Genomic DNA, 25,797 nt, shown 5'->3' with positions numbered 1-25,797 from the left:
CTGAAAAGGAAGCGGTTTTGTGGGAGCGAGCCTGCTCGCGAAGGCGGTGGATCAGTCGACATTATCATTAACTGACACTCCGCTATCGCGAGCAAGCTCGCTCCCACAGGGGATCTGTGGTGTATGCACATCTTGAGACCACCCCAAAAACAACTGTGGGAGCGAGCTTGCTCGCGAAGGCGGAGTGTCAGTCAACATCAATGCTGCTGATCCACCGCCTTCGCGAGCAAGCCCGCTCCCACATGGGGTTCGAGGCTACCTCAACTCAACAGCACTTGGGCCCACCCTTGCCACCGTAACGGGCCTCCTGGCGTTCGCGAAAGAACGCCTCGTAGTCCATCAACGGTTTGTCCGGGTGCTTGGTTTGCATGTGCTCGACGTAGTTGTCGTAGTCGGGCATTCCGACCATCAGGCGGGCGGCCTGACCGAGGTATTTACCCAGGCGACTCAAGTCATTGAACATCGTTGCAATCCCCTATCAAGCGTCCGGCAAGGCCTGGAATGGCGCTTCCTTGTCCGTGCGTTCCTTGGTGCCCCAGGCGGCGATACCGACCTTGAGCGCGTAGAACAGGATGCTGAAGACCACGAACAGGAACAAGGCCGTCAGCGTCGCGTTGGTGTAGGCGTTGAACACCACGTGCTGCATCTGCTCGATGCTCTTGGCCGGGGCCAGGACCTGGCCGGCGGCCAGGGCATCGTTGTATTTGCGCGCCAGGGCCAAAAAGCCGATCGCCGGGTTGGCGTCGAACAGCTTGATCAGGCCCGCGGTGGTGGTGCAGATCAGCAGCCAGACCGCCGGCAGCATGGTCACCCAGACGTAGCGCTGGCGCTTCATCTTGATCAGGACCACGGTGGCGAGCATCAGGGCGATACCGGCCAGCATCTGATTGGAGATGCCGAACAGCGGCCACAAGGTGTTGATGCCGCCCAGCGGATCGATCACGCCCTGGTACAGCAGGTAACCCCACATCGCTACGCAACCGGCGGTGGCGATCAGGTTGGCCGGCCAGGATTCGGTGCGCTTGAGCGAAGGCACGAACGAACCCAGCAAGTCCTGCAGCATGAACCGCCCGGCACGGGTGCCGGCGTCCACCGCGGTGAGGATGAACAGCGCTTCGAACAGGATCGCGAAGTGGTACCAGAACGCCATGGTGTTCTCACCCGGCAGCACCGAGTGCAGGATCTGCGCGATCCCGACCGCCAGGGTCGGCGCACCGCCGGCACGGGCCAGCACAGTGGTCTCGCCGATGTCCTTGGCCACCGCTTGCAGCGCCTCGGGGGTGATTGCAAAACCCCAGCTGCTGACGGTCTGGGCCACGGCCACCACGTCACCGCCGACGATCGCCGCCGGGCTGTTCATGGCGAAGTACACGCCCGGCTCGATGACCGAAGCCGCGACCATGGCCATGATCGCCACGAAGGACTCCATCAGCATGCCGCCGTAACCGATGTAGCGGGCGTTGGTTTCGTTATCCAAGAGCTTGGGCGTGGTGCCCGAGGAGATCAGCGCGTGGAAGCCCGAGACCGCGCCGCAGGCGATGGTGATGAACAGGAACGGGAACAGGCCGCCCTTCCATACCGGCCCGGTGCCGTCGGTGAACTGGGTCAGCGCCGGCATTTTCAGCTCGGGCATGGTGACCAGGATGCCGATCGCCAGGGCAACGATGGTGCCGATCTTGAGGAAGGTCGACAGGTAGTCCCGCGGCGCCAGGATCAGCCACACCGGCAGCACCGCCGCGACAAAACCGTAGCCGATCAGCATCCAGGTGATCTGGATCCCGGTGAAGGAAAAGGCCTTGGCCCAGACCGGATCGGCAGCGATCTGCCCGCCCAGCCAGATCGAACCCAGCAGCAACAGCACGCCGATGAGCGAGATTTCACCGATGCGGCCCGGGCGGATGTAGCGCATGTAGATGCCCATGAACATCGCGATCGGGATGGTCGCCATCACCGTGAAGATGCCCCACGGGCTCTCGGCCAGGGCCTTGACCACGATCAGCGCCAGCACCGCGAGGATGATGATCATGATCAGGAAGCAGCCGAACAGCGCGATGGTGCCGGGGATGCGGCCCATTTCTTCACGGACCATGTCACCCAGGGAACGCCCGTTGCGGCGGGTGGACAGGAACAGGACCATGAAGTCCTGCACCGCACCGGCCAACACCACGCCGGCGATCAGCCAGAGCGTACCGGGCAGGTAGCCCATCTGCGCCGCCAGCACCGGCCCGACCAGCGGCCCCGCACCGGCAATGGCCGCGAAGTGGTGGCCGAAAAGAATGTGTTTGTTGGTCGGGACGTAGTCCAGGCCATCGTTGTTGAGCACGGCGGGAGTAGCCCGGCGCGCATCGAGTTGCATCACGTTGTTGGCGATGAAGAGGCTGTAGTAGCGGTAGGCGACCAGGTAGATGGCCACGGCTGCGACGACGATCCATAAGGCGTTGATCGCCTCGCCTCGACGCAATGCCACGACGCCCAGGGCGCACGCTCCCACGACGGCCAGCAGTAGCCAGGGTAGATGGCGCAGCAGGCTATTATTGTTTTTCATTTTTATATTCCAGCCAGGGTGACAAGAAAGACAGCCACTGGAGTTTAGCGCTAACCCGGGCAAAGGCCATACTCGACGTTCGTTTGTCAGCAGCCGAACGGTGACGATGCCCCGTCAGTTGGGTCTATAGTCAGTGAATCTCCAGAGGGAATGCGTAATGAGCGAACGTCGCCGCTTCGTACGAGTTGACTTCAATGCCAGGACCGAGCTGAGCCAGGGCCCGTTCATCTGGCCGGTAGAGTTGCTGGATCTGTCCCTCAAGGGGTTGCTGATCAAGAAACCCGAACCCTGGCTTGGCGATATCGAGCGCCCCTTCATGGCCGATATTCATTTGAGCCCTGATGCCGAGATCAAAATGGAAGTTCGTTTGGCCCATGATGACCATGGTCACCTGGGCTTCGCCTGCGAGCACATTGACCTGGACTCCATCGCACACCTACGCCGGCTGGTAGAGCTGAACGTGGGCGACCATGACGAGTTGGAGCGGGAGTTGGCGGCGTTGATCCAGATCTGAGCTACCCCCTTGGCGCGGGAATCCATGTGGGAGCAAGGCTTGCCCGCGATGGCTGCGATGCGGTCCTTCAAAATCGAGTCGCCTGCATCGCGAGCAAGCTTTGCTCCCACATACAGTCCTTGCGCAATTGCCAGGGTTATTCGAACAACGCATCCAACGCCTGTTCCAGGCGTGTCACGGCAATGATCTGCAACCCCGGCGGGGCTTCCTTCGGCGCGTTGCCCTTGGGCACGATGGCGCGCTTGAAGCCGTGCTTGGCCGCCTCCTTGAGCCGCTCCTGGCCACTGGGCACCGGCCGCACTTCGCCCGACAGCCCGACTTCGCCGAACACCAACAGGTCGTGGGGCAGCGGCCGGTTGCGCAGGCTGGACATGACCGCCGCCATCAACGCCAGGTCGGACGCGGTTTCCAGCACCTTGACCCCACCCACGACGTTGAGGAACACGTCCTGGTCGTGAGTCGGAATCCCGCCGTGTCGATGCAACACCGCCAGCAACATGGCCAACCGATTCTGATCCAGGCCCAGGGTGACCCGGCGCGGGTTCGCCAGGTGGCTGTCGTCCACCAGCGCTTGCACTTCGACCAGCATCGGCCGAGTGCCTTCCCACGTTGCCATGACCACGCTACCGGGGACTTCTTCCTGGGCACGCGTCAGAAAGATCGCCGAAGGGTTTGAGACTTCTTTCAAGCCTCTATCGGTCATGCCGAACACACCCAGTTCGTTGACAGCGCCAAAGCGGTTCTTCACCGCCCGCAGCAAACGCAGGCGCCCATCGGATTCGCCTTCGAAATACAACACGGTATCGACCATGTGCTCCAACACCCGCGGCCCCGCCAGTGCGCCTTCCTTGGTGACGTGGCCCACCAGGAAAATCGCCGTGCCGCTCTGCTTGGCGTAGCGCACCAGCAACGCCGCGCTTTCGCGCACCTGGGACACGCCGCCCGGGGCCGATTGCAGTTGTTCGGTGAAAATCGTCTGGATCGAGTCGATCACCATCACCTTGGGTTTTTCCAGGCGCGCCGTGGCGATGATGGTCTCGATGCAGGTTTCGGTCATGACCCGCAACTGGTCCTGGGGCAAGCCCAGGCGCCGGGCGCGCATGGCGACCTGCTGCTGGGATTCTTCGCCAGTGACGTACAGCGCCGGCATGCGGGTGGCGAGGTTGCACAAGGTTTGCAACAAGATGGTGGATTTGCCGATGCCCGGATCGCCGCCGATCAGCACCACCGAACCGTCCACCAGGCCGCCGCCCAGCACGCGGTCCAGTTCACCGGATGCGGTGGAGAAACGCGGGATTTCTTCGACACTGACTTCGGCCAGGGTCTTGATCTGCGCCTGCTGACCGGCCCAGCCCGTGCGACCGGTGGGTGCCGCCGCGCCGCCGCTTTCCACCATGGTTTCAGTCAGGGTGTTCCAGGCCCCGCATTCGCTGCACTGGCCGGCCCATTTGGGAAAGGTCGAGCCGCACTCGGTGCAGCCGTACATGCGCTTTGCCTTGGCCATCTGAACTCCGGATAAAAACCGCGATGATAGCCCACGCGGAGGTCAACGCGGGGCCGGCATTCTGATTTCACCCCTCGCCAGATCCACCGCAGTGTTGCCCAACGGGTCCTGGGCCTGCAGATCGGCGCCCTTGGCCTTCAAGGCATCGAGCAATTCATCCCGTTTGAACAGGCCGGCATACATCGCCGCGGTCTGCCCGGCGCCGTTGCGTTGGTCCGGGCTGCAATCGGTGGACAGCAAACGACGGGCGATCTGCACTTCGCCCTTGAAAATGGCGCCCATCAGCGCCGTGTTACCGCGTTTGTCCTGGGCACAGGCATCGGCGCCAGCGGCCAGCAGCCGCTCCACCGCCGGGCCGTGGCCGTGATAAGCCGCCAAAATCAGTGCGGTGTAGCCCTTTTCATCCTGGGTATTGAGCGAGTAACCGGCCTCGATAAAAGTCTCGAGCATCGGCACATCGCCGCGGCGAGCGGCGTCGAAGTAGTAGTTTTGCAACTGTTCTTGTACGGCGGCCGGTTCGGTGGGTATTGGCTGATCGGCCAGTACGCCCAGTGACCAGGTCGCAAGCATCAATAAAAGAAATCTGCGCATCATGACGTCTCCTCTGGCAGATGACTGTGGGGGCATGGTTGTGGGAGCACGGCTTGCCCGCGATGCAGACGACTCAGTCTGGTTTCAGACCCCAGCGCCTGTATCGCGAGCAAGCTTTGCTCCCACAGGTCATACACCTGCCTGGCTGTGGATCAGTCAGTCAGTTTTTCCGCCAGGGCCTTGACCCGGGCCAAGTCACCTTTGGCGACACGGGCCACGCCAGTACCGTACTCAGGGTCAGCCTTGTAGAGGAACGACAGGATGATGTGCTTGCTCTCGTCATCGGTGGTCGCCAAAGAACCGCCGAAGCTGTCGATCAGGTCATCACGCTCTTTCTTGCTGAACGAGCGATACAAATCACCGGCCTGCTTGAAGTTCTGCTCGCGCTGGATCTTCGCCTGCTGGGTGCTGCCGCTCAGCGCGGTCTGGCTGTAGCGTGCCGCTTGCGGTTCTTCACGCGGCGTCAGGCGACTCGGCTGATAGTTCACGCCGGTGCTGGTGCTGCCTGGATTCATCGCACCGTCCTGGTTACCGTTGTTCACCGCCACCTTGGGGGCGTTGATCGGCAGTTGCAGGGCATTGGCACCCAGGCGGTACATCTGCGTGTCTGCGTAGGAAAATACTCGCCCCTGAAGCAAACGATCCTCGGAAGGTTCGATACCCGGTACAAGATTGGCCGGTGCCATGGCGACCTGCTCGGTTTCCTGGAAAACATTCGCCGGATTGCGGTTCAAGACCATTTGCCCGACTTTTCGCTCAGGCACACCCGGCCAGATCTTGGTCGCGTCCAGTGGGTCGAAGTCAAACTTGGCAAGGTCCTGTGGATTCAGCACCTGGATGTACAAGTCCCATTTCGGGAAGTCGCCCTTATTAATATGATTCACCAGATCATTTGTCATATGGCTGTAATCTTGGCCTTGAACTTTCACAACTTCTTTCGGATCGAGATTTTTCAGCCCCTGCAAACTTTTCCAATGAAACTTCACGTAATGAACTTCACCCTTGGCGTTAACCAGTTTGTAGGCATGTACACCGTTACCGTCCATCTCACGGTAACTGGCCGGTGTCCCGGAGTTGGAATACAACTCGGTCAGGGTGCGGGTCGATTCTGGAACATGGGAGAAGAAATCGAAGCGGCGTGAATCATCGTCCAGGTTGGTCCGCGGGTCGGGTTTGAAGGCGTGGACCATGTCCGGAAACTTGATGGCATCGCGGATGAAGAAGGTCGGGAAGTTGTTACCCACCAAGTCCCAATTACCGTCGGCGGTGTAGAACTTCGTGGCGAAACCACGGGGGTCGCGCAGGGTTTCCGGCGAATGATTGCCGTGCACCACGGCAGAAAAACGCACGAACACTGGTGTGACCTGGCCTGCGGCAAAGACTTTGGCCTTGGTCAGGTCGCTGAGATCGTCGGAAACCGTGAAGGTGCCGTGGGCGCCGGTCCCACGTGCATGCACCACGCGCTCGGGGATGCGTTCACGGTCAAAGCGCTGGAGCTTCTGGATCAACTGCACGTCTTGCAACAAGGTCGGGCCATTGGGGCCTGCCGTTTGCGAGTTCTGGTTGTCGCCGACAGCCGCACCATTGTCCCGGGTCAGGGTGGCCGCGTTGACAGACAAGGACAAAAGGCTCGCGGTCAGCACAAAAAAAGCGCGGCGATGGGAATAAGCCCCGTGGCCAAGGGAAGTGTTCATAGGCGTGTTCCTCTGATGTTATAGAGCGCATCCATGTGCGCCATCCAGAGGCTAGTGCTCGAAAAAGGAAAACCTAAATAGAAATGCCGTACCGCATCGATAGAAAAAACGTTGTGGGGCGCCAGGCCGAAACCGCGTATCACGCGCGATTGATGGCACTTTGAAAACTTTTCACCCAAGGCCAGGTCGATAACTGAAGCTTTGTAAGCAGGCGTTTCGAGCAGGACTCGTTGGGCTGATTTACACTGCCACTCATCTTTCATTTGTTACAAGGAATAGCTCATGGGCGTGCTAAGCGAGTTCAAGGCCTTCGCGGTCAAAGGCAATGTCGTCGACATGGCCGTCGGGATCATCATCGGTGCCGCTTTCGGCAAAATCGTTTCGTCATTCGTTGGCGACGTGGTCATGCCTCCCATCGGCCTGCTGATTGGTGGAGTGGACTTCAGTGACCTGGCCATCACCCTCAAGGCCGCCCAGGGTGATGCGCCTGCCGTGGTACTGGCCTACGGTAAATTCATCCAGAGCACCATCGACTTCATCATCGTGGCGTTCGCCATTTTCATGGGCGTCAAGGCGATCAACCGCCTCAAGCGCGAAGAAGCCGTAGCCCCCAGCGCGCCTCCTGTTCCGACCAAGGAAGAACTGCTGCTGAGTGAGATTCGCGATCTACTCAAGGCCCAGAACGAGCGGCCCTGAGGCAGTCAGTCACTGACGCCTCTTGTGGCGAGGGGATTCATCCCCTCGCCACAGTCCTACCAGTAGTTTTCCACCGCCACCTGCCCCGGCCGACGGGTCAGGCTCAGTTGCAGCCCCCTGGCCTTGAGCAGCTTGCGCGTGTCATCGATCATTTGCGGATTGCCGCACAGCATCACTCGCGAATGCTCCGGCGTCAGCGCTACGCCGGCCGCCCGCTCCAGCTCGCCATTTTCGATCAGCGTGGTGATCCGCCCACTGAGCGCCCCCGGATGCTGCTCACGGGTGACGGTCGCAATGAAATGAAACTTATGAGCGTACTCGGCCAGGTAGTCGCGCTGGGGCAGCTCCTTGATCAGCGCCTGATACGCCAGCTCCTGCGCCTCGCGCACGCTGTACACCAGGATGATCCGCTCGAATTTTTCCCAGGCCTCAAAATCCTGGAGGATAGAAAGAAACGGCGCCACCCCCGTCCCGGTGGACAACAGCCACAAATCCCGACCATCGACAAAGCGATCCAGCGTCAGATAGCCGAAAGCCTGGCGATCCACCAACAGTTCGTCACCCGGTCGCAGGCGGCTAAGCTCACTGGTGAACTCGCCATCGGGAACCACGATGGAAAAGAACTCGAGGAACTCGTCGAACGGCGAAGACACCATGGAGTACGCCCGCCAGACGGCGGTCCCGTCCGCCTTGACGACCCCCAGCCGGGCAAACTGACCCGCCCGAAAACGAAAACCGCGATCCCGGGTCGTGCGCAAAGTAAACAAATGAGGCGTCAACGGCTGGACATCGAGCAGGGTTTGGCGGCTGAACTTCTCTGCGCTGTCGGTCATGAGCCACTCCAATGGGACGAGACTTGCAGTGTCCCGCAAAGCGAGCGTCTTCACCACCGATGACGAGTAATGGCACTTTAGCCACAAACAACGTCTGACCAACAAAATCTTTTACCTAACTTATACAAACCTCACAGAACTGTAAAAATAGTTAACTAAAAAGTTTAGTTCCTTAAACATCTCAGAATGTAAGCAAACTAAAAAAAACTCACTACAAATTAAGAATAGTCCTACACTCAAATTCCGCATCATGGATTGGATCCGCATGAACGAATCAAACCCAGGAGAGAGCGATGGACAAGTGGAAAGACTTGTTATTGAGGAAGCTATCCTGCGAAAAGGACCTGCAAACGGCCTATCGTCTGGTCCTGAATTTCTTTAATAATCAGGGATTTGAATATTGCGCATTTGCAGCCTATCTAGGAAGCCCCGACAAACACACCAGCAAGGTGAACCTGAACAACTACCCTTATGGATGGGACAGACTTTATGAACAAAATGGCTATGCGTCGAACGATCCATTAGTAGCACATTGCAATCAATCATCACTCCCCATCTTGTGGGACGAGACTGTCTTTGCTCATGCCCCCAAGTTATGGCGAGAACTTAATCGACAAGGACTCAAGTATGGCTGGACCCAGTCCGTTCATGATGAACAGGGCGCACATTGCAGCCTGTTCAGCCTCGCACGGAGCCACTGTCCCATCGATATCGAGGAGCACTATGCAAATCTCGGCTATGCCATCTTCGCCAGTCAAAGGCTGCATGCACTCGCCAGCAAAAAATTGTCTGACGCCCTCGCAATCCAGCCCAAATGCCACCTGTCACCCAGAGAGATCGAAGTGTTGAGGTGGTCTGCCGAAGGCAAGACGGCGTCGGAAGTGGGCAGGATTCTCTGTCTTTCCGAACGGACCGTGAATTTCCATGTGTGCAGTTGCATGCGAAAACTGAACGTCAGCAATAAAATTTCAGCGGTGGCAAAAGCCGCCCAGATCCATGTGATCTGAACAGTGGAGTGACAGCGCCGGGCTGAAAAACCCGCGAGTAATGTGCAACAAAAAAACGTACCATTTACGGTTCCACTTGGATGATGCCGCTTCTTGCACGCGACGCAGTTCATTCAGGCGGTCCCGCACAGACACCTATCTCCAGGCAGCGGGACATTCGTTGATCTCCAGAGTCCCCAGCCATGCCCCTGCTCGACAGCCCCTTCGCCCAACTCGACCTGATCCGCCAACCCGAACAGCAGAACGAACCGCTGCAAGCCTTCGATGCGGCCGATGAATACCTGCTCGCGTACCTGGCCGAACAACAGCCGAGCGCGCAGACTCGGGTCCTGGTGCTCAATGACAGCTTCGGCGCCCTGGCCGCCAGCCTGGCGGGCAACGTCCTGGTGACCAGCAGCGGTGACTCCTTCCTGGCATTGCAGGCGCTGGAGAAAAACCTGGTGCGCAACGGCCGCTCCTTCGATGCGGTGCCGACGCTACCTGCCAGCGAGCCGCTGACCGGCCCGTTCGATCGCGTCCTGGTCAAAGTACCGAAAACCCTGGCCTTGCTGGAGGAACAGCTGATTCGCCTGCAAGGCCAACTAGCGCCAGGCGCCCAAGTGATTGCCGGGGCCATGATCAAGCACCTGCCCCGGGCCGCTGGCGATTTGCTGGAGCGGTATATCGGCCCGGTGCAGGCCTCCCTGGCGGTGAAAAAAGCACGGCTGTTGATTGCCACGCCACAACCTGGCTCTTCACAAGGCAGTGCGCCGATCGTATCGCCCTACCCCACGCGTTACTGGCTGGACGAGCCGAAGATCGAGCTGCTCAACCACGCCAATGTGTTCTGCCGCGAAGGCCTGGACATCGGCACCCGCGCGTTCCTGCCACATCTGCCGAAAAACCTCGGGACGGCACGGGTCGCGGACCTGGGGTGCGGCAACGGCGTGCTGGCCATCGCCAGTGCCCTGCAAAACCCCGAGGCCCACTACACCCTGGTGGACGAGTCGTATATGGCCGTGCAATCGGCCGCCGAGAATTGGCGTGCGGCCCTGGGCGAACGCGAAGTGACCCTGCGGGCCGGAGATGGCCTGGCCGGACAAGAGGCGCAGTCACTGGACGTGGTGCTGTGCAATCCGCCCTTCCACCAGCAGCAAGTGGTGGGCGATTTCCTCGCCTGGCGGATGTTCCAGCAGGCTCGCGAAGCGCTGGTGGTGGGCGGCGCGCTGTACATCGTCGGCAACCGGCACCTGGGTTACCACAGCAAATTGGCGCGGTTGTTCCGCGGTGTCGAGCAAGTGGCCGCCACGCCAAAATTCGTGATCCTCAAAGCCCGCAAATAAATCGTCCCCTGTGGGAGCAAAGCTTGCCCCCACAGAGAAATCAGTGGGTGGTCAGCCCTGCGGCATTCATGAACATCCGCATCAGGCTGGCAACAATGAACAGCGCCAGCACACTGCCGGCCCAGATCAGCGCCAGCCAGCCGAGCCGCTGCCAGAGTGGCTTGCGTTCGGCGGCCTCGATGTCTTTCAAGTCAGGTTTGGCCATGCTCGACGCCCTCAATGGTAGCCGTCGTCATGGGTCACCTTGCCGCGGAACACGTAGTAGCTCCAGAAGGTGTACACCAGGATCAACGGAATGATGAACAGCGTGCCGACCAACATGAAGCCCTGGCTCTGGGGCGGTGACGAGGCGTCCCAGATCGAGATGGACGGCGGCACGATGTTCGGCCACAGGCTGATGCCCAAGCCGCTGTAGCCGAGGAAGATCAGCACCAGAGTCAGGATGAAGGGCGTGTAGTTGGCGTTGCGCGCCACGGCGCGGAACAATCCGTACATGGTCACCAGCACCAGGATCGGCACCGGCAGAAACCAGAACAGGTTCGGCAAGGTGAACCAGCGGGCCGCGATGTCCGCATGGGCCAGCGGTGTCCAGATGCTGACAATGCCGATCACCGCCAGCACCACGAACGCCAGCGGCCGGGCCAGGTCATGCATCTGCTCTTGCAGCTTGCCCTCGGTCTTCATGATCAACCAGGTGCAGCCGAGCAACGCGTAGGCCGCGATCAACGCCAGGCCACAGAACATCGTGAATGGCGTGAACCAGTCCAGGGAGCCACCGGCGAACTGGCGATTGACCACCTCGAAGCCGTCGATGAACGCCCCCAGCGCCACACCCTGGAAGAAGGTGGCCGTCAGCGAACCGCCAATGAATGCCTTGTCCCAGAGGTGGCGCTTCTCAGCCTTGGCCTTGAAGCGGAACTCGAAGGCCACGCCGCGGAAGATCAAGCCGATGAGCATCAGGATCAATGGCAGGTACAGCGCCGAAAGCACCACCGAATAAGCCAGCGGAAACGCCCCGAACAGCCCGGCACCGCCCAGCACCAGCCAGGTTTCGTTACCGTCCCAGACCGGTGCCACGGTGTTCATCATCACGTCGCGGTCGCGCTCGCCCTTGACGAAGGGGAAGAGAATGCCGATCCCCAGGTCGAAGCCGTCCATGACCACGTACATCATGATGCCGAAGATGATGACCACGGCCCAGATCAGCGGAAGATCAATACCCATGATTCAATTCCCCTTGTTCGAGCGTTCGTTATGGTCCATGTCGTCGCCGTCATCGGCGGCCGACAATGGCCGGGCCGGCGTACGTTTCTGGCCCGGGCCACCATCGCTCGGCTCGGCTTCGTGGGCCTCCGGCCCCTTGCGCACCAGACGCATCATGTAGCTCAGGCCGGCGCCGAACAGCGCGAAATACACCACGACGAACAACACCAGGGTGATGCTCATCTGGGCGAAGCTGTGGCCGGACGACGCATCGGCCGTGCGCATCAAGCCATAGACCACCCACGGCTGGCGGCCGATCTCCGTGGTAAACCAGCCGGCCAGGATCGCGACCAGGCCGGACGGCCCCATCCACAGCACCATGTAGAGGAACGGCCGGGACTGATAGATCCGATCGTTACGGCGCAGCCACAGGCTGCACAGGCCGGTGAAAATCATCAGCAACCCAAGGCCGACCATGACCCGGAACGACCAGAACACGATGGTCGAGTTCGGTCGGTCCTCCGGCGGGAACTCCTTGAGGGCCGGCACCTGCTTGTCCAGGCTGTGGGTCAGGATCAGGCTGCCCAGGTGAGGAATTTCCACGGCGTATTTGGTCTTTTCCGCCTTCATGTCTGGCAGACCGAACAGGATCAGCGGGGTCGGTTCATTGCCGACGTTTTCCCAGTGGCCTTCGATGGCGGCGATTTTCGCCGGTTGATGCTTGAGGGTGTTCAGGCCATGGAAGTCGCCGATGACCGCTTGTATCGGCGCTACCAGCAAGGCCATCCACATCGCCATCGACAGCATCCGGCGGATGGCCGGGTTATCGCGGCCGCGCAGCAAATGCCAGGCCGCCGACGAGCCGACGAAGAACGCCGTGGCGACAAACGCTGCGGTGGACATGTGCAGCAATCGATAAGGGAACGAGGGGTTGAACACCACCGCCAGCCAGTCCACCGGGATCACCCGGCCGTCGATGATTTCGTAACCTTGGGGGGTTTGCATCCAGCTGTTGGAGGACAGGATCCAGAAGGTCGAGATCAGGGTGCCGATCGCCACCATGACCGTGGAAAAGAAATGCAGGCCGCGGCCAACGCGATTCCAGCCGAACAGCATCACGCCCAGGAAACCCGCCTCGAGGAAAAACGCCGTGAGTACCTCGTAGGTCAGCAACGGCCCGGTCACCGCACCGGCGAAGTCCGAGAAACGGCTCCAGTTGGTCCCGAACTGATAGGCCATGACCAACCCGGACACCACCCCCATGCCGAAGTTGACGGCAAAGATCTTCGACCAGAAGTGGTACAGGTCGCGGTAGGTGTCATCGCGGGTCTTGAGCCACAAGCCTTCGAGTACCGCCAGGTAACTCGCCAGGCCAATGGTGATGGCCGGGAACAGGATGTGGAACGAGATGGTGAACGCGAACTGGATTCGGGCGAGATCAAGCGCCTCCAAACCGAACATAAGTCTTCCTCTGTCAGGTAAAACCGGCTGCGGGCGGGGCCTGCATCACAATCCCCAGGGATATGGAGTGCAATGCTTTTCGAATCGTTCTTTTTATAACCGTCACAACGCAGGACTCTGGCCGGATGGCCGCCAGCCCAACACCCCGAAAGGTATTGATCTGGATCAAGCAATGATCAAAGAGTAGCCGCATTCTCGTCGATGAACGGCGTGGTCGTTTGTCGCGTGACAGGTTGTCTCAGTGCTGACTGAGGCGAGGGGATATGTGGGAGCAAGGCTTGCCCGCGATGAAGGCGATGCGGTCTTTCAGAAATCGAGTCGCGTCCATCGCGGGCAAGCCTTGCTCCCACAGATAAATCCCCTCGCCACAAAAAAAGGTGCGATGTGGAAGATCGATGCTTGGCTAACTATTTTTTCCGCCACCGCAACTTCCAGTTACAGCTCGGTGATAATCTCGATGCCTTCATCACCGGACCCGTCATAGATGCCCAGCCAAGCGCCGCTGCTGCTCCGTCACCATCGTCCTTTCATAGCCTTCTGGCTGGCCCGGATATTCACCGCCAGCGGCTTCCAGATGCTCACCGTGGCTATCGGCTGGAACCTCTATCAACTGACCGGCAACGTCCTGGACCTCGGCCTGGTGGGGTTGGTGGAATTTGCCCCGCGCGTGCTGTTCATGCTCCACACCGGGCATGTGGCCGACCGCTATGACCGCCGCAAGGTGGCGGCCATCTGCCAGTCAATGCAGGCCATGATTGCCCTGGCGCTGGTGATCGGCAGCGCCACTGACAACGTCACGCGGGAGATGATCTTCATCCTCGCCTTCCTGCTGGGCGCCGCCCGCTCCTTCGAAATGCCGACCACCCAGGCGCTGCTGCCGAGCATCGTGCCGGCTGCGCTGTTTCCCCGTGCCGTGGCCGCCGCGCAATCGGCCCAGCAGTCGGCCACCATCGTCGCCCCGGCACTCGGCGGCTTGCTCTACGCCTTTGGCAGTGTCTGGGTCTACGGGCCGACGGTACTGCTTTACCTCATCGCGTGCGGCCTGATGCTCAACCTGCCCGCCCGACAGACACCGCTGAACAAAGGCAAGGCGACGCTGGATTCGTTGCTGGCCGGGATTCGCTTCATTCGCAGTCGCCCGGACATTCTCGGGGCGATCTCCCTGGACCTGTTCGCGGTGTTGCTCGGCGGCGCGACGGCGCTGCTGCCGGTGTTTGCCAAGGACATCCTGCTCACCGGTCCCTGGGGCCTGGGCCTGTTGCGGTCGGCACCGGCGGTCGGGGCCTTGCTGATGTCGCTGTGGCTGGCGCGGTTTGCCGTGGAGCGCAAAGTCGGCCGGGTGATGTTCACAGCGGTGGGCGTGTTCGGCGTCGCCACCATTGCATTCGGCCTCTCCACCTCGTTCTGGTTTTCCCTGGCGGTGCTGGTAGTGCTGGGCGCGGCGGACATGATCAGCATGGTGATCCGCGCCTCCTTCGTACAACTGGAAACACCGGATGAAATGCGCGGCCGGGTCAGCGCGGTGAACGGGTTGTTCATCGGCGCCTCGAACCAGTTGGGCGAGTTCGAGTCCGGCCTGACCGCCCACTGGTTCGGCACCGTGCCGGCGGTGGTCATGGGCGGCGTCGGCACGCTGCTGGTGACCGGGGCCTGGATCAAACTGTTCCCGACCCTGGCCAACCGTGACCGGATGCACGAACTGGTGGAAGAAGCAAAAGCCTAGTGGCCTGTACGGTTAATTTGAGTGCACGAATTAGCCACACAGGCCACTAGATTAACTTGTCGAGGGTGATGGGAAAGTCCCGCACCCGCTTGCCGGTGGCATGGTAAATCGCATTGGCCACCGCCGCTGCCACCCCGACGATACCGATTTCACCCACGCCCTTGGACCCGAGCGCATTGACGATCTCGTCCTGTTCCTCGACGAAAATCACCTCAATGTCGCCGATGTCGGCGTTGACCGGCAGGTGATACTCGGCCAGGTTGTGGTTCATGTGGCGACCCAGGGCGTGGTCCGTCAGGGTTTCTTCATGCAAGGCCATGCCGACGCCCCACACCACGCCACCAAGAATCTGGCTGCGGGCGGTTTTCGGGTTCACGACCCGGCCAGCGGCGATGGCGCTAACCACGCGATTGACCTTCACCGTCCCCAGGTCTTCGTCCACCAGCACTTCGACGAACACCGCCGAGTGAGTGGCCGTGGCGTAGGCCTGGCGTTTTGCATCCGGCTCGGCAGTGACCTGGGCCTGCAACGGCGTCTCGCCGCTTTTCTGCGCCAGCTCCGCGAGCGCAACGCTCGCTTCGCCCAGTCGCAGCTGACCATCGACAAACGTCACTTGCTCAAGGGTCGCGCCGCTGAAGGCCGGACACGCCTGGCGGGCCACGGCCAGGAGTTTTTCCTTCAGTGCTTCACAGGCCTGCTGCACAGCGGTGCCTACCGACGATACGGTGAACGAGCCGCCCTGCAGCGGCGCGGTGGGCAGCGATGAATCCCCCAGGACAAACGTGATGTCCTCAAGGGAAACGCCTGACGCCTCGGCGGCGATCTGGGTCATGACCGTGTAGGTCCCGGTGCCGATGTCAGTGGTGGCGCTGCTGACGGTCAACTTGCCATTGGTATCCAGCGACGCCTGGGCGCTGGCCTTCTGCTGCATGGCCTCCCACACACCACCGGCCATGCCCCAGCCCACCAGTTGCCGGCCTTCACGCATGCTGCGCGGTTCCGGGTTGCGCTTGTCCCAGCCGAAACGACGGGCGCCTTGGGCATAGCACTCACGCAGTTCCTTGCTGGAATACGGCTTGCCTTCGTTCTCGTTGCGCTCGGCGTAGTTGATCAACCGCAATTGGACCGGATCGATCGCCAGGGCACAGGCCAGTTCATCCATGGCGCACTCCAGGCCAATCAAGCCGAGGGCCGCACCGGGTGCGCGCATGTCCAAAGGCGTGTAGACGTCCAGTGGTACCAGTTTGTAAGTCAACTCGACGTTGTCGCAGTGATAGAGCATGCCGCTCCACTCCACCACATGCTCGGTGAAATCCTCGAAGCGCGAGGTCTGGCCGACGGCGCTGTGCGCCACGGCGAGCAAGCGACCGTTGGCCGCCGCCCCCAGTTGCACGCGCTGGAGAGTTCGCGGCCGATAGCCAAAGGTAAACATCTGCTGGCGCGTCAGGCTGACCCGCACGGAACGCTTGAGGGCCAGTGCCGCCATCACGGCCAACGGCAGTTGATATTGCGGACGCAGCCCGGAACCGAAGGCGCCGCCGACAAACGCGGCAAACACCCGCACTTGCTCTTTCTCGAGCCCGAAGACTTTTTGCACATAGGCCTGGCCGTTTTGCGTGCCTTGGGTCTTGTCGTGGATGTGCAGGCTGCCATCAGGCTGATACAGCACGGTGGAAGCATGTGGCTCCATGGGGTTGTGGTGTTCAATCGGCGTGCTGTAGGACACATCCACGCTGAGCGCGGAGCTGGTGTACTCGCCCTGAAAATTCCCACGGGGCTTGGGTAATTCAGCCGGCGCTGGATGGGCGTCGTTTTGCAGGATTATCAGATCGGTCTGATGCTCCTCAGTCGCGTATTCGATGTCTATCAGCGAACCGGCATACCGGGCCAACTCGAGATTTTCCGCCACCACCAAGGCCAGGGGCTGGCCGCTGTAGAGGACCTGGTCGTTGTACAGCGGCCGGAACGGCGAGCCGTCCGCCGCATCGGCATCCTGGTAGGGTTCGTCGTAGCTGGCGATCCTCGGCCGGTTGGTGTGGTCGATCACCGCGACCACGCCGGGTAGCGCCAGGGCGCGGGAAGCATCGATGCGCAGCACGCGACCACGGGCGACCGTACCGGACACGACGCTGCCGTGCAGCAAGCCGTCCTCGGGGTATTCACCGGCATAACGGGCCTGGCCCGTCACCTTGAGCAGGCCATCGACCCGGTCGAGTGGTTGCCCTATGGATTTGCTCGGAGCGTTCATCAGGCTTGTCCTCCCTGCGGTGCGCGACCCAACGCGGCATCGCTCAAGGCGCGGATAATTGCCCGGCGCGCCAATCGGATCTTGAAACCGTTGTGTTCCAACGGCTCGGCGTCTTGCAGCAGTGCATCGGCGGCGACGGCAAAGGCTTCGCGACTGACGGTCTGTCCGACCAGCCAGCTCTCCACGGCCCGGTCGCGCCACGGTTTGTGCGCCACGCCACCGAGGGCCAGGCGCGCCTGGCGAATCACCGGCCCATCCAGTTCCAGCGCCGCCGCCACCGAGACCAGCGCAAACGCGTAGGAGGCGCGGTCACGGATCTTCAAGTAGTGGCTATGCTCGGCAAAACCGGCGGCAGGCAACTCGATGGCGGTGATCAGCTCATCGTCGGCCAATTGGTTATCGCGCTCCGGGGCATCGCCGGGCAGGCGATGGAAGTCGGCGAATTCGATGGTCCGCGCACCGCCCCGACCCAGGACATGGACCACCGCCTCCAGAGCGGCCAAGGCCACGCACATGTCGGAGGGATGGGTGGCGACACATTGATCGCTGGCACCGAAAATCGCATGGATCCGGTTCAAACCGTTCCGGGCCGGGCAACCGCTGCCGGGCCGGCGTTTGTTGCACGGTACGCTCGCGTCATAGAAGTAATAGCAGCGTGTGCGTTGCAGCAGGTTGCCGCCGGTACTGGCCATGTTGCGCAGTTGCGGTGAGGCGCCCGCCAGGATGGCCTGGGCCAGCAGCGGATAGCGGCGCTCGATCCACGGGTGCCAGGCCAGGTCGGCATTGCTCACCAATGCCCCGATCATCACCCCGCCGGACGGCGTTTCACTGAGGTCCGCCAGGGGCAGCCCGGTAATGTCGATCAGGTGCTCGGGGCGGGTCAGGTTCTCTTTCATCAGGTCCAGCAGGTTGGTGCCACCAGCGATGAAGCGGGAAACCGGGCTCGACAAATCGACGGCCGCCTGCACGGTATCGGGCTTGCTGTACTGGAAGGGATTCATTGATCACCTCCCGGTTGCCGGCAGAGCGGCAACGCCTCTTCGATGGCATCGCAAATGTGGGTATAGGCCCCGCAGCGGCACAGGTTGCCGCTCATCAGTTCACTGATTTGCGCGCGGGTCTGCGCCCTGCCCTCGTTGGCCAGCCCCACCGCTGAACAGATCTGCGCCGGCGTGCAGTAACCACACTGGAACGCGTCATGGGTGATGAAAGCCTGCTGTATGGGATGCAATGCGTCATCACCGGCCAGGCCTTCGATAGTGGTCAATTCGGCGCCGTCGCACATCACCGCCAGGGTCAGGCAGGCATTGATCCGCTTGCCATCGCGCAGCACCGTACAGGCGCCGCACTGGCCGTGGTCGCAGCCTTTCTTGCTGCCCACCAGGTCCAGTTGCTCACGCAGCAGGTCCAGCAACGTGGTCCAGGCCAGCACTTGCAACTCACGCACCTGGCCATTGAGTGTCAGGCGGATCGGATGACGGACGAAGGACACCGGCGTCGCTTCGGACAGGGTCGCGCTCATGGAACACCTCACGGTTGGTCGTACTCGCGGCGTTTTGGGAAACCGCCGTCATAAGGGGTACGACTTCAGGGTGGGGTGGAGCGTTCAAGGCAATTTGCGATGCCGTGGTAACGCAAGAGGCACGGTTTTAACGGGGCTGTGCGGTATATATGTACCGCCCCGAGTGTAATGTATCGCCTTACACTCCATTCCATGATTAAATCTTTTCAGCACAAAGCCTCAGGCTCTTTTATGAGACGGGGTCGACCCGTGGTATCCGGGCGGACCACGGGAAACGCCTGGCCCGCATGCTCCAGTTCCTGGACAGGGCTCAGGTCGCCAACGACTTAGATATCCCCGGATGGCGATTGCATCCGCTCAAGGGTGAGCTGGATGGATACTGGTCGCTTGGGGTTTCGGGAAACTGGCGGGTTATTTTTCGTTTCATCGGGTCCGATATCGAACTGGTCGATTATCTGGACTACCACTGATCAGGAGGCTGGAACATGCCCATGCACAATCCGCCACACCCTGGCGAAACCTTGCGGTTGGACGTGCTGCCCGAACTGGGCATCACGGTCACCGAACTGGCGCGACACCTGGGTTTCGCCCGGCCTCATTTTTCCCGGGTCCTGCATGGTCATGCGCCCATCAGCCCTGATCTGGCCGTGCGTCTGGAGCGTGCCGGGATCGGCAAGGCCAGGGTCTGGCTGGGCGTCCAGACCGATTACGATTTGTGGCAAGCCGAGCAGCGCGTGCAGCCTGTGATTGAACCCTTCCCACAACACGCTTGATGCCTGTCAGGCCAACAACTCCGCCGCCACCACACTCCTCACGCCCTTGCCACTGAGTTGTTCCACCAGCGTCAAGGCAAACGCCAGGGCGGCGGCTGAACCCTGGGCCGTGATGCAGTTGCCATCCACCACCACGGGTTGATCGACGAAGCTGCAACCGGACAGTTGCTGGCTCACGGCGGGCAGGCAGGTCATGCGTCGCTGGCGCAGGACGCCGAATGCCTGTAGCGCCAGGGCCGGGGCTTCGGCGATGGCGGCGAAAAACCGTCCGGTGGCGGCCTGGCCCTTGATCAGTTGTTGCAGCGGCTGATGGGCCGCCAGGTGTTGGGCGCCGATGATGCCGCCCGGCAGGACGATCAGGTCGAAATCCTGCACGAGCACGTCCACCAGCATGCCATCGGCCGTCAGGCGCGTGCCGCGGGCGCAAGTGAGCATCCGCCGCCCTTCGATGCTCGCCACCACGGTTTCGATCTGCGCTCGACGCAACACATCGATCAGGGTGACCGTCTGCAAGTCGTCGACACCCTCGGCGACGGCTATCAGGGCTCGGGGGATCTTGGTTCCAGGAATCATGGGCGCTCTCCGCTGGGTGATGCTTGTAGTGTAGGAGCTGCCGAAGGCTGCGATCTTTTGATAGGCGCTTGAAATTCAAGCGTCAGAGGGAAAGATCGCAGCCTCGCTTCGCTCGACAGCTCCTACACAGGTTGGCGGGCTACTTGATATACAGCTGGGTCGACATCCGGTTGCCCGGTGCGTTGATCGAGATGTTGCTGAAGCTGAAGGTGCCCTCTTGCTTGCCCTTCAGGTCGAAGATGTACACATAGCCGACGACTTTGGTTCGCACGGAACAGTCGTTAAGGTTGCCATTACTGTACGCACACACGGGCGAGCGGGTGCCGTCGACTTCAAAGCCGTCCAGGGTGACATGGGGCTGGCGGCCATAACCGACCTCCAGCACGTAGACCTTGATATTCGGGCCGCTGTGATCGCAACGCGTCTGCGCCTGCCCCGGGACGATGTCCTCGAAACCACAGGCCGGCGACTCGACCTTGAGCACCTTGACCTCGCTCAAGGGCGGTGCCGACGCGGCATTGGCGGCCTGGCCGGACAACCACCAACCCAGCATGCAACCCACCGCCGCCAGCAGCTTTTTATTCATGCAATACATAGAGACCTCCCGGAACCGCGCGCAGTATGGCCCACTTGGCGCGTTGGCAAAACATCGACGACGATCGCAGCCACAACGCTACGCTGCTGGTATGATGCGCGGCTTTTTCCGACCCACAGAAAATTCCCGGGCGCCGCTGGCGACCTGTGCTTTGCTGTTGAGGTCGATACATTCACGGCGCCGGGCGCGCCACGGGGAGCAGACATGCTGGAAAGGCTGTTTCAACTCAAGGCACATAACACCAACGTGCGGACCGAGATCCTGGCGGGCGTCACAACGTTCCTGGCCATGGCCTACATTCTGTTCGTCAACCCAAGCATCCTCGGCGAAACAGGCATGGACAAGGGCGCGGTATTCGTCGCCACCTGCCTGGCAGCGGCCATTGGCTCCACGGTCATGGGCCTGATCGCCAACTACCCGATCGCCCTCGCACCGGGCATGGGCCTGAATGCCTTCTTTACCTACACCGTGGTCCTGCACATGGGCCACACCTGGCAAGTGGCGCTGGGCGCAGTGTTCATTTCCGCCGTGCTGTTCTTCATGTTGTCGATCTTTCGCATCCGCGAATGGATCATCAACAGCATCCCGCTGCCGCTGCGCTCGGCCATTGCCGCCGGTATCGGCCTGTTCCTGGCGCTGATCGCCCTGAATAACGCCGGCATCGTGGTGAAAAACCCGGCGACCATGGTCGGCCTAGGCGACTTGAAACAACCGGCGCCGATCCTCGCGACCCTCGGTTTTGTCCTGATCGTCGCCCTTGAAGCCTTGAAAGTACGCGGCGCGGTACTGATCGGCATCCTGGCGGTCACCATCGTCTCGATCCTGATGGGCTTCACGCCGTTCGGCGGCGTGATGTCCATGCCGCCGTCCCTGGCCCCGACCTTCCTGCAACTGGACATCAAGGGCGCCCTGGACATCGGCCTGGTGAGCGTGATCTTCGCCTTCCTGTTCGTCGACCTGTTCGACAACTCCGGCACCCTGATCGGCGTCGCCAAGCGCGCCGGGCTGATGGGCAAGGACGGCCACATGCCGAAGATGGGCCGTGCGCTGATCGCCGACAGCACCGCCGCCATGGCCGGTTCGCTGCTGGGCACCTCCACCACCACCAGCTACATCGAATCGGCGGCGGGCGTCAGTGCCGGCGGCCGCACCGGCCTGACCGCCGTCGTCGTGGCGATCCTGTTCCTGCTGGCGCTGTTCTTCTCGCCACTGGCCGCCAGCGTCCCGCCTTTCGCCACCGCCCCAGCCCTGTTGTTCGTCGCCGTACTGATGACCTCGGGCCTGGCGGAAATCGACTGGGACGACATCACCGTCGCCGCACCAGTGGTGGTGACCGCCCTGGCAATGCCGTTCACCTATTCCATCGCCAACGGCATCGCTTTCGGTTTCATCGCCTGGACCGCCATCAAACTGGTATCTGGCCGTGGTCGTGAGCTGAACTCGGCGCTGGTCATCCTGTCGATCCTGTTCGTGATCAAGTTGGGTTGGTACAACGCATGACTTTTGATTCCCAGGCCTACACCGCTCAGCTCCAGGACAAGGTCACCCGCTTGCGTGACCTGCTGGCGCCGTTCGATGCACCAGAACCTGCGGTGTTCGATTCGCCCCTGAAGAACTTCCGCCTGCGCGCCGAATTCCGTCTGTGGCGCGAGGCCGGCGAACGGCACTACGCAATGTTCTCCCAGGACGACAAGCGCACACCGATCCTCATCGAGGAATTTCCCATCGCCAGCCTGCGCATCAACCAGTTGATGCCGCAACTCAAGGCCGCCTGGCAAGCCAGCGCGCCCCTGAGCCACAAGCTGTTCCAGGTGGAGTTCCTGACCACCCTGGCGGGCGATGCGATGATCACCCTGTGTTATCACCGCCCGCTGGACGAGCACTGGCACGCTGCCGCCTCGAAGCTGGCGGCGGACCTGGGCGTGAGCATCATTGGCCGCTCCAAGGGCAAGCGCGAAGTGATCGGCCATGACTACGTGGTGGAGAAACTCGAAGTGGGCGGTCGTACCTTCAGCTATCGCCAGCCCGAAGGCGCCTTCACCCAGCCCAACGGCACGGTGAACCAGAAGATGCTCAACTGGGCTTATGACGCGCTGGGCGATCGCAGCGACGATCTGCTGGAGTTGTACTGCGGCAACGGCAACTTCACCCTGCCCCTGGCCACCCGCGTGCGCAAAGTGCTGGCCACCGAGATCAGCAAGACCTCGGTGAACGCCGCGCTGAGCAACCTCAGCGAAAACGCGGTGGATAACGTCACGTTGGTGCGCCTGTCGGCCGAAGAACTGACCGAAGCCCTGAACGAAGTCCGGCCGTTCCGTCGTCTGCATGGCATCGACCTGAAAAGCTACGAGTTCGGCAGCGTCTTCGTCGACCCGCCTCGCGCCGGCATGGACCCGGACACCTGCGAGTTGACCCGACGCTTCGACAACATCCTGTACATCTCCTGCAACCCTGACACCCTCGCCGCGAATATCGCGCAACTGAACGACACCCACCGCATCACGCGCTGTGCGTTGTTCGATCAATTTCCCTGGACCCATCACATGGAGTCCGGAGTGTTGTTGACTCGGCGCTAAACGCTGGGGCGATCTCCCACCGGGCTGGACTAGGCAAAGCTCTGTGGGAGCAAGGCTTGCCCGCGATACAGGCGACTCAATTTCTGAAAGACCGCATCGCCTGTATCGCGGGCAAGCCTTGGTCCCACAAATAAATGCCCTCGCCACAAGAGCCCTCCCTCCTCTCTTGGCAAAGGCCATGTTCGATCATCGAACACTTATTGGCCGATGTCGGCTGCTTTATTTGACCAAATTAACCATCTAGTACAATTTATCTCCAGCGGCTGAAACCTGGCCGACACCAACAATAAAAATGTGGAGAAATTGCGATGCCTCCGATCGTTCTGGTGCTCAACGGCCCGAACCTGAACCTGCTCGGCACCCGCGAGCCGGCGACCTATGGCCATGAAACCCTGGCTGACATCTCGGCACTGTGCGGCCGCGCCGCTGAAGAGTTCGGCCTGGCGGTGGAGTTTCGCCAGACCAACCAGGAAGGTGAGCTGCTGGACTGGATTCACGGCGCCCGTGGCCGATGCGCCGGTATCGTCATCAACCCGGCGGCCTGGACCCACACCTCCGTGGCGATCCGCGATGCCCTGGTGGCCAGCGAAGTACCGGTCATCGAAGTCCACCTGTCCAACGTCCACGCCCGTGAAACCTTCCGTCATCACTCCTTCGTCTCATCCGTCGCCATTGGCGTGATGTGCGGGTTTGGCAGCCATGGTTATCGCCTGGCCCTTGAACATTTCAGTCAGCGGTTGAAGGGTTGATGAGCATGTCGAATATCACTGTGCTGGCCGGCCTGATCGGCGCGGGCATCCAAGCCTCTCGCACGCCTGCGCTGCATGAACATGAGGGCGATGCCCAAGGCATGCGTTACCTCTATCGGCTGATCGACCTCGATGCGCTGAAACTCGACAGCGGCGCCCTGGCCGATCTACTGGTGGCCGCCGAGCGCATGGACTTCACCGGCCTGAACATCACCTTCCCCTGCAAGCAGGCGATCATCCCGCTACTCGATGAGTTGTCACCCGAGGCCCGTGGTATCGGCGCGGTCAATACCGTGGTGCTCAAGGACGGCAAGCGCATCGGCCACAACACCGACTGCCTCGGGTTCGCCGAAGGTTTTCGTCGCGGCCTGGGGGATGTGGCGCGCAAGCGCGTGGTCCAGATGGGCGCCGGTGGCGCTGGCGCGGCGGTGGCCCACGCGCTGTTGATGGAAGGCGTAGAAACCCTGAGCATTTTTGACGTCGAGGTCAGCCGTGCCGAGGCGCTGGCCAACAACTTGAATCAACACTTCGGCGCTGGCCGCGCCCGCGCCGGGCATGACTTGCCCACCGCCATGGCCGAGGCCGATGGCCTGGTGAACACCACGCCCATGGGCATGGCAAAACTACCGGGCATGCCGGTGCCGGTCGAGCTGTTGCGCGGCACTTTGTGGGTCGCGGAAATCGTCTATTTCCCACTGGAAACCGAACTGCTGCGCAACGCCCGCGCGGTCGGCTGCCGCACACTGGATGGCGGCAACATGGCCGTGTTCCAGGCGGTGAAGGCGTTCGAACTGTTCAGCGGCGTGGCACCAGATGCGCAGCGGATGCTCGCGCATTTCCAAAGCATGAATCACTAAAGCCTGGTGATAGGCCCTTGTGGGAGCGAGCTTGCTCGCGATGGCGGTGTGTCAGTCGCAATCGATGCTGGCTGATCGACCGCTATCGCGAGCAAGCTCGCTCCCACAAGGGGTCGAGGTCAGACTTGCAGATAGCGCAACACCGACTCACAGACCATCTCACGATGCCGCTGCTTGATAGCTTCATCCGACAGGTCGATCTGAAAGATCTCACCGAACGTCTGGCGATTGGACACCCGGTAAAAACAGAACGAACTGATCAGCAGATGCACATCCAGCGGCTCGAGGCCGGCACGGAACACGCCCTCTTCAGCACCGCGCCGCAGGATCACGCCCAGGGAATCGAGGATGGTATTGGTCATCGCCTTGATCGCACCTGACTGCTTCACGTACTCGGCGTTGTGGATGTTCTCGATGCAGACGATGCGCACGAAATCCACATTGCGATCATGGTGGTCGAAGGTGAACTCCACCAGGCGCCGGATCGCATCGACCGGGGCCAGCTCCGCCAGGTGCAGGCGGCTCTCGGTGGTGCGGATGTCACCGTAGAGTTTCTCCAGCACCTCGACGTACAACTGCTCCTTGCTGCCGAAGTAGTAGTAGATCATGCGCTTGGAGGTGTGGATGCGCTCGGCGATGGCGTCGACCCGGGCACCGGCCAGGCCTTGCTGGACGAACTCGACGATGGCTTCCTGAAGAATGTTTTCCCGGGTCTTCTCCGGGTTGTTCTTGCGACTCTTGCGCGGCGCGGCGACGGGTTCGTCGAGCGCTGCGGAAAGCTCTGGATTCATAGTCATTGCGGGGCTCACGG

General features: G+C 61.2%; 25 protein-coding genes and 1 pseudogene. 11 read left to right on the top strand and 15 right to left on the bottom strand.

Annotated elements, in window-relative coordinates:
- Positions 1-265: 265 nt before the first annotated feature.
- A complete protein-coding gene (locus AB4O09_RS05215; protein ID WP_003201656.1) occupies positions 266-463 on the bottom strand; it encodes a YbdD/YjiX family protein in 198 nt (65 codons plus the stop codon).
- Between the two features lie 15 nt (positions 464-478).
- Positions 479-2,545 carry a carbon starvation CstA family protein gene (locus AB4O09_RS05210; protein WP_003205773.1) on the bottom strand — a complete coding sequence of 689 codons (2,067 nt, stop codon included), beginning with the start codon at positions 2,543-2,545 and terminating at the stop codon, positions 479-481.
- A 157-nt stretch (positions 2,546-2,702) separates the two neighbouring features.
- On the opposite strand from AB4O09_RS05210, the gene AB4O09_RS05205 reads away from it, so the two are divergent.
- Positions 2,703-3,059, top strand: coding sequence for a PilZ domain-containing protein (locus AB4O09_RS05205; protein ID WP_003205774.1), 357 nt, complete (start codon positions 2,703-2,705; stop codon positions 3,057-3,059).
- A gap of 136 nt (positions 3,060-3,195) precedes the next feature.
- Here the strand turns inward: AB4O09_RS05205 and radA are convergent, their stop codons facing one another.
- From radA to katB, 3 genes are all read right to left on the bottom strand, one after another.
- Positions 3,196-4,563 (bottom strand): DNA repair protein RadA, encoded by a 1,368-nt coding sequence (radA, locus tag AB4O09_RS05200; RefSeq protein WP_003185644.1) that lies wholly within the window; start codon positions 4,561-4,563, stop codon positions 3,196-3,198.
- Positions 4,564-4,605: 42 nt separating this feature from the next.
- Complete coding sequence (locus AB4O09_RS05195) at positions 4,606-5,154, bottom strand: ankyrin repeat domain-containing protein (RefSeq protein ID WP_003205776.1); 549 nt, start codon at positions 5,152-5,154, stop codon at positions 4,606-4,608.
- Between the two features lie 152 nt (positions 5,155-5,306).
- The gene (katB, locus tag AB4O09_RS05190) at positions 5,307-6,848 is read right to left on the bottom strand and encodes a catalase KatB (protein WP_028237291.1); all 1,542 of its coding nucleotides are present in this window, start codon (positions 6,846-6,848) and stop codon (positions 5,307-5,309) included.
- 282 nt (positions 6,849-7,130) lie between these two features.
- Here katB and mscL point away from each other — a divergent pair, with 282 nt between their 5' ends.
- Positions 7,131-7,544 carry a large-conductance mechanosensitive channel protein MscL gene (gene mscL / locus AB4O09_RS05185; RefSeq protein ID WP_003205779.1) on the top strand — a complete coding sequence of 138 codons (414 nt, stop codon included), beginning with the start codon at positions 7,131-7,133 and terminating at the stop codon, positions 7,542-7,544.
- Between the two features lie 56 nt (positions 7,545-7,600).
- On the opposite strand, the gene AB4O09_RS05180 is transcribed toward mscL, so the two are convergent.
- On the bottom strand, positions 7,601-8,377 hold the full coding sequence (locus AB4O09_RS05180) for a ferredoxin--NADP reductase (RefSeq protein ID WP_003205780.1): 777 nt from the start codon (positions 8,375-8,377) through the stop codon (positions 7,601-7,603).
- 293 nt (positions 8,378-8,670) lie between these two features.
- Here AB4O09_RS05180 and AB4O09_RS05175 point away from each other — a divergent pair, with 293 nt between their 5' ends.
- A complete protein-coding gene (locus AB4O09_RS05175; RefSeq protein WP_003205782.1) occupies positions 8,671-9,384 on the top strand; it encodes an autoinducer binding domain-containing protein in 714 nt (237 codons plus the stop codon).
- Between the two features lie 182 nt (positions 9,385-9,566).
- Entirely contained in the window at positions 9,567-10,706 is a 1,140-nt protein-coding gene (locus AB4O09_RS05170) for a methyltransferase (RefSeq protein WP_013694248.1), read from the top strand.
- Between the two features lie 40 nt (positions 10,707-10,746).
- Here the strand turns inward: AB4O09_RS05170 and AB4O09_RS05165 are convergent, their stop codons facing one another.
- Genes AB4O09_RS05165 through AB4O09_RS05155 form a run of 3 tightly spaced genes read right to left on the bottom strand, consistent with a single transcriptional unit; the run spans position 10,747 to position 13,370 of the window.
- A complete protein-coding gene (locus AB4O09_RS05165) occupies positions 10,747-10,911 on the bottom strand; it encodes a DUF2474 domain-containing protein (protein WP_003205785.1) in 165 nt (54 codons plus the stop codon).
- 11 nt (positions 10,912-10,922) lie between these two features.
- A complete protein-coding gene (gene cydB, locus AB4O09_RS05160; protein WP_003205787.1) occupies positions 10,923-11,930 on the bottom strand; it encodes a cytochrome d ubiquinol oxidase subunit II in 1,008 nt (335 codons plus the stop codon).
- A gap of 3 nt (positions 11,931-11,933) precedes the next feature.
- Positions 11,934-13,370, bottom strand: coding sequence for a cytochrome ubiquinol oxidase subunit I (locus tag AB4O09_RS05155; protein WP_460107991.1), 1,437 nt, complete (start codon positions 13,368-13,370; stop codon positions 11,934-11,936).
- 484 nt (positions 13,371-13,854) lie between these two features.
- Here AB4O09_RS05155 and AB4O09_RS05150 point away from each other — a divergent pair, with 484 nt between their 5' ends.
- On the top strand, positions 13,855-15,093 hold the full coding sequence (locus tag AB4O09_RS05150) for an MFS transporter (RefSeq protein WP_003205791.1): 1,239 nt from the start codon (positions 13,855-13,857) through the stop codon (positions 15,091-15,093).
- Positions 15,094-15,139: 46 nt separating this feature from the next.
- Here AB4O09_RS05150 and AB4O09_RS05145 read toward each other — a convergent pair whose 3' ends face one another.
- From AB4O09_RS05145 to AB4O09_RS05135, 3 genes are read right to left on the bottom strand one after another with little or no spacing between them, the layout of a single operon-like run.
- Positions 15,140-17,341 carry a xanthine dehydrogenase family protein molybdopterin-binding subunit gene (locus AB4O09_RS05145; protein ID WP_003205792.1) on the bottom strand — a complete coding sequence of 734 codons (2,202 nt, stop codon included), beginning with the start codon at positions 17,339-17,341 and terminating at the stop codon, positions 15,140-15,142.
- On the bottom strand, positions 17,341-18,342 hold the full coding sequence (locus tag AB4O09_RS05140) for an FAD binding domain-containing protein (protein WP_003205794.1): 1,002 nt from the start codon (positions 18,340-18,342) through the stop codon (positions 17,341-17,343). The genes AB4O09_RS05145 and AB4O09_RS05140 overlap by 1 nt, the downstream gene beginning before the upstream one ends.
- Positions 18,339-18,863, bottom strand: coding sequence for a (2Fe-2S)-binding protein (locus AB4O09_RS05135; protein ID WP_460107990.1), 525 nt, complete (start codon positions 18,861-18,863; stop codon positions 18,339-18,341). Before AB4O09_RS05135 ends, AB4O09_RS05140 begins: the two co-directional genes overlap by 4 nt.
- A 192-nt stretch (positions 18,864-19,055) precedes the next feature.
- On the opposite strand from AB4O09_RS05135, the pseudogene AB4O09_RS05130 reads away from it, so the two are divergent.
- A pseudogene (locus AB4O09_RS05130) lies at positions 19,056-19,333 on the top strand (type II toxin-antitoxin system RelE/ParE family toxin).
- A 15-nt stretch (positions 19,334-19,348) separates the two neighbouring features.
- Positions 19,349-19,636, top strand: coding sequence for a HigA family addiction module antitoxin (locus AB4O09_RS05125; RefSeq protein ID WP_003205799.1), 288 nt, complete (start codon positions 19,349-19,351; stop codon positions 19,634-19,636).
- A 6-nt stretch (positions 19,637-19,642) separates the two neighbouring features.
- Here AB4O09_RS05125 and AB4O09_RS05120 read toward each other — a convergent pair whose 3' ends face one another.
- Positions 19,643-20,209 carry a DJ-1 family glyoxalase III gene (locus AB4O09_RS05120; protein ID WP_003205801.1) on the bottom strand — a complete coding sequence of 189 codons (567 nt, stop codon included), beginning with the start codon at positions 20,207-20,209 and terminating at the stop codon, positions 19,643-19,645.
- A gap of 139 nt (positions 20,210-20,348) precedes the next feature.
- On the bottom strand, positions 20,349-20,804 hold the full coding sequence (locus tag AB4O09_RS05115) for a DUF4879 domain-containing protein (protein ID WP_003205802.1): 456 nt from the start codon (positions 20,802-20,804) through the stop codon (positions 20,349-20,351).
- A 204-nt stretch (positions 20,805-21,008) separates the two neighbouring features.
- Here AB4O09_RS05115 and AB4O09_RS05110 point away from each other — a divergent pair, with 204 nt between their 5' ends.
- From AB4O09_RS05110 to AB4O09_RS05095, 4 genes are all read left to right on the top strand, one after another.
- Positions 21,009-22,304, top strand: coding sequence for an NCS2 family permease (locus AB4O09_RS05110; RefSeq protein WP_003205804.1), 1,296 nt, complete (start codon positions 21,009-21,011; stop codon positions 22,302-22,304).
- Entirely contained in the window at positions 22,301-23,380 is a 1,080-nt protein-coding gene (gene trmA / locus AB4O09_RS05105) for a tRNA (uridine(54)-C5)-methyltransferase TrmA (RefSeq protein WP_003205805.1), read from the top strand. The genes AB4O09_RS05110 and trmA overlap by 4 nt, the downstream gene beginning before the upstream one ends.
- Positions 23,381-23,688: 308 nt before the next feature.
- Positions 23,689-24,129, top strand: coding sequence for a type II 3-dehydroquinate dehydratase (gene aroQ, locus AB4O09_RS05100; protein ID WP_003205806.1), 441 nt, complete (start codon positions 23,689-23,691; stop codon positions 24,127-24,129).
- A 5-nt stretch (positions 24,130-24,134) separates the two neighbouring features.
- Positions 24,135-24,986, top strand: coding sequence for a shikimate dehydrogenase (locus AB4O09_RS05095; protein ID WP_013694252.1), 852 nt, complete (start codon positions 24,135-24,137; stop codon positions 24,984-24,986).
- Between the two features lie 119 nt (positions 24,987-25,105).
- Here the strand turns inward: AB4O09_RS05095 and AB4O09_RS05090 are convergent, their stop codons facing one another.
- Positions 25,106-25,783, bottom strand: a complete 678-nt coding sequence (locus tag AB4O09_RS05090) for a TetR/AcrR family transcriptional regulator (protein ID WP_041931260.1) — start codon at positions 25,781-25,783, stop codon at positions 25,106-25,108.
- Between the last annotated feature and the right edge of the window lie 14 nt (positions 25,784-25,797).

It is taken from the genome of Pseudomonas sp. H1_F01, from assembly GCF_054681425.1.
The sequence above is the reverse complement of the archived record's forward strand: the minus strand, read 5'-3'. Positions and strand labels throughout refer to the sequence as shown.

Excerpts from the sequence above, each read along its gene's own strand:
- AB4O09_RS05215 (WP_003201656.1), bottom strand. The coding sequence starts at position 463 with ATGTTCAATGACTTGAGTCGCCTGGGTAAATACCTCGGTCAGGCCGCC.
- AB4O09_RS05210 (WP_003205773.1), bottom strand. The coding sequence starts at position 2,545 with ATGAAAAACAATAATAGCCTGCTGCGCCATCTACCCTGGCTACTGCTG.
- AB4O09_RS05205 (WP_003205774.1), top strand. The coding sequence starts at position 2,703 with ATGAGCGAACGTCGCCGCTTCGTACGAGTTGACTTCAATGCCAGGACC.
- radA (WP_003185644.1), bottom strand. The coding sequence starts at position 4,563 with ATGGCCAAGGCAAAGCGCATGTACGGCTGCACCGAGTGCGGCTCGACC.
- AB4O09_RS05195 (WP_003205776.1), bottom strand. The coding sequence starts at position 5,154 with ATGCGCAGATTTCTTTTATTGATGCTTGCGACCTGGTCACTGGGCGTA.
- katB (WP_028237291.1), bottom strand. The coding sequence starts at position 6,848 with ATGAACACTTCCCTTGGCCACGGGGCTTATTCCCATCGCCGCGCTTTT.
- mscL (WP_003205779.1), top strand. The coding sequence starts at position 7,131 with ATGGGCGTGCTAAGCGAGTTCAAGGCCTTCGCGGTCAAAGGCAATGTC.
- AB4O09_RS05180 (WP_003205780.1), bottom strand. The coding sequence starts at position 8,377 with ATGACCGACAGCGCAGAGAAGTTCAGCCGCCAAACCCTGCTCGATGTC.
- AB4O09_RS05175 (WP_003205782.1), top strand. The coding sequence starts at position 8,671 with ATGGACAAGTGGAAAGACTTGTTATTGAGGAAGCTATCCTGCGAAAAG.
- AB4O09_RS05170 (WP_013694248.1), top strand. The coding sequence starts at position 9,567 with ATGCCCCTGCTCGACAGCCCCTTCGCCCAACTCGACCTGATCCGCCAA.
- AB4O09_RS05165 (WP_003205785.1), bottom strand. The coding sequence starts at position 10,911 with ATGGCCAAACCTGACTTGAAAGACATCGAGGCCGCCGAACGCAAGCCA.
- cydB (WP_003205787.1), bottom strand. The coding sequence starts at position 11,930 with ATGGGTATTGATCTTCCGCTGATCTGGGCCGTGGTCATCATCTTCGGC.
- AB4O09_RS05155 (WP_460107991.1), bottom strand. The coding sequence starts at position 13,370 with ATGTTCGGTTTGGAGGCGCTTGATCTCGCCCGAATCCAGTTCGCGTTC.
- AB4O09_RS05150 (WP_003205791.1), top strand. The coding sequence starts at position 13,855 with ATGCCCAGCCAAGCGCCGCTGCTGCTCCGTCACCATCGTCCTTTCATA.
- AB4O09_RS05145 (WP_003205792.1), bottom strand. The coding sequence starts at position 17,341 with ATGAACGCTCCGAGCAAATCCATAGGGCAACCACTCGACCGGGTCGAT.
- AB4O09_RS05140 (WP_003205794.1), bottom strand. The coding sequence starts at position 18,342 with ATGAATCCCTTCCAGTACAGCAAGCCCGATACCGTGCAGGCGGCCGTC.
- AB4O09_RS05135 (WP_460107990.1), bottom strand. The coding sequence starts at position 18,863 with ATGAGCGCGACCCTGTCCGAAGCGACGCCGGTGTCCTTCGTCCGTCAT.
- AB4O09_RS05125 (WP_003205799.1), top strand. The coding sequence starts at position 19,349 with ATGCCCATGCACAATCCGCCACACCCTGGCGAAACCTTGCGGTTGGAC.
- AB4O09_RS05120 (WP_003205801.1), bottom strand. The coding sequence starts at position 20,209 with ATGATTCCTGGAACCAAGATCCCCCGAGCCCTGATAGCCGTCGCCGAG.
- AB4O09_RS05115 (WP_003205802.1), bottom strand. The coding sequence starts at position 20,804 with ATGTATTGCATGAATAAAAAGCTGCTGGCGGCGGTGGGTTGCATGCTG.
- AB4O09_RS05110 (WP_003205804.1), top strand. The coding sequence starts at position 21,009 with ATGCTGGAAAGGCTGTTTCAACTCAAGGCACATAACACCAACGTGCGG.
- trmA (WP_003205805.1), top strand. The coding sequence starts at position 22,301 with ATGACTTTTGATTCCCAGGCCTACACCGCTCAGCTCCAGGACAAGGTC.
- aroQ (WP_003205806.1), top strand. The coding sequence starts at position 23,689 with ATGCCTCCGATCGTTCTGGTGCTCAACGGCCCGAACCTGAACCTGCTC.
- AB4O09_RS05095 (WP_013694252.1), top strand. The coding sequence starts at position 24,135 with ATGTCGAATATCACTGTGCTGGCCGGCCTGATCGGCGCGGGCATCCAA.
- AB4O09_RS05090 (WP_041931260.1), bottom strand. The coding sequence starts at position 25,783 with ATGACTATGAATCCAGAGCTTTCCGCAGCGCTCGACGAACCCGTCGCC.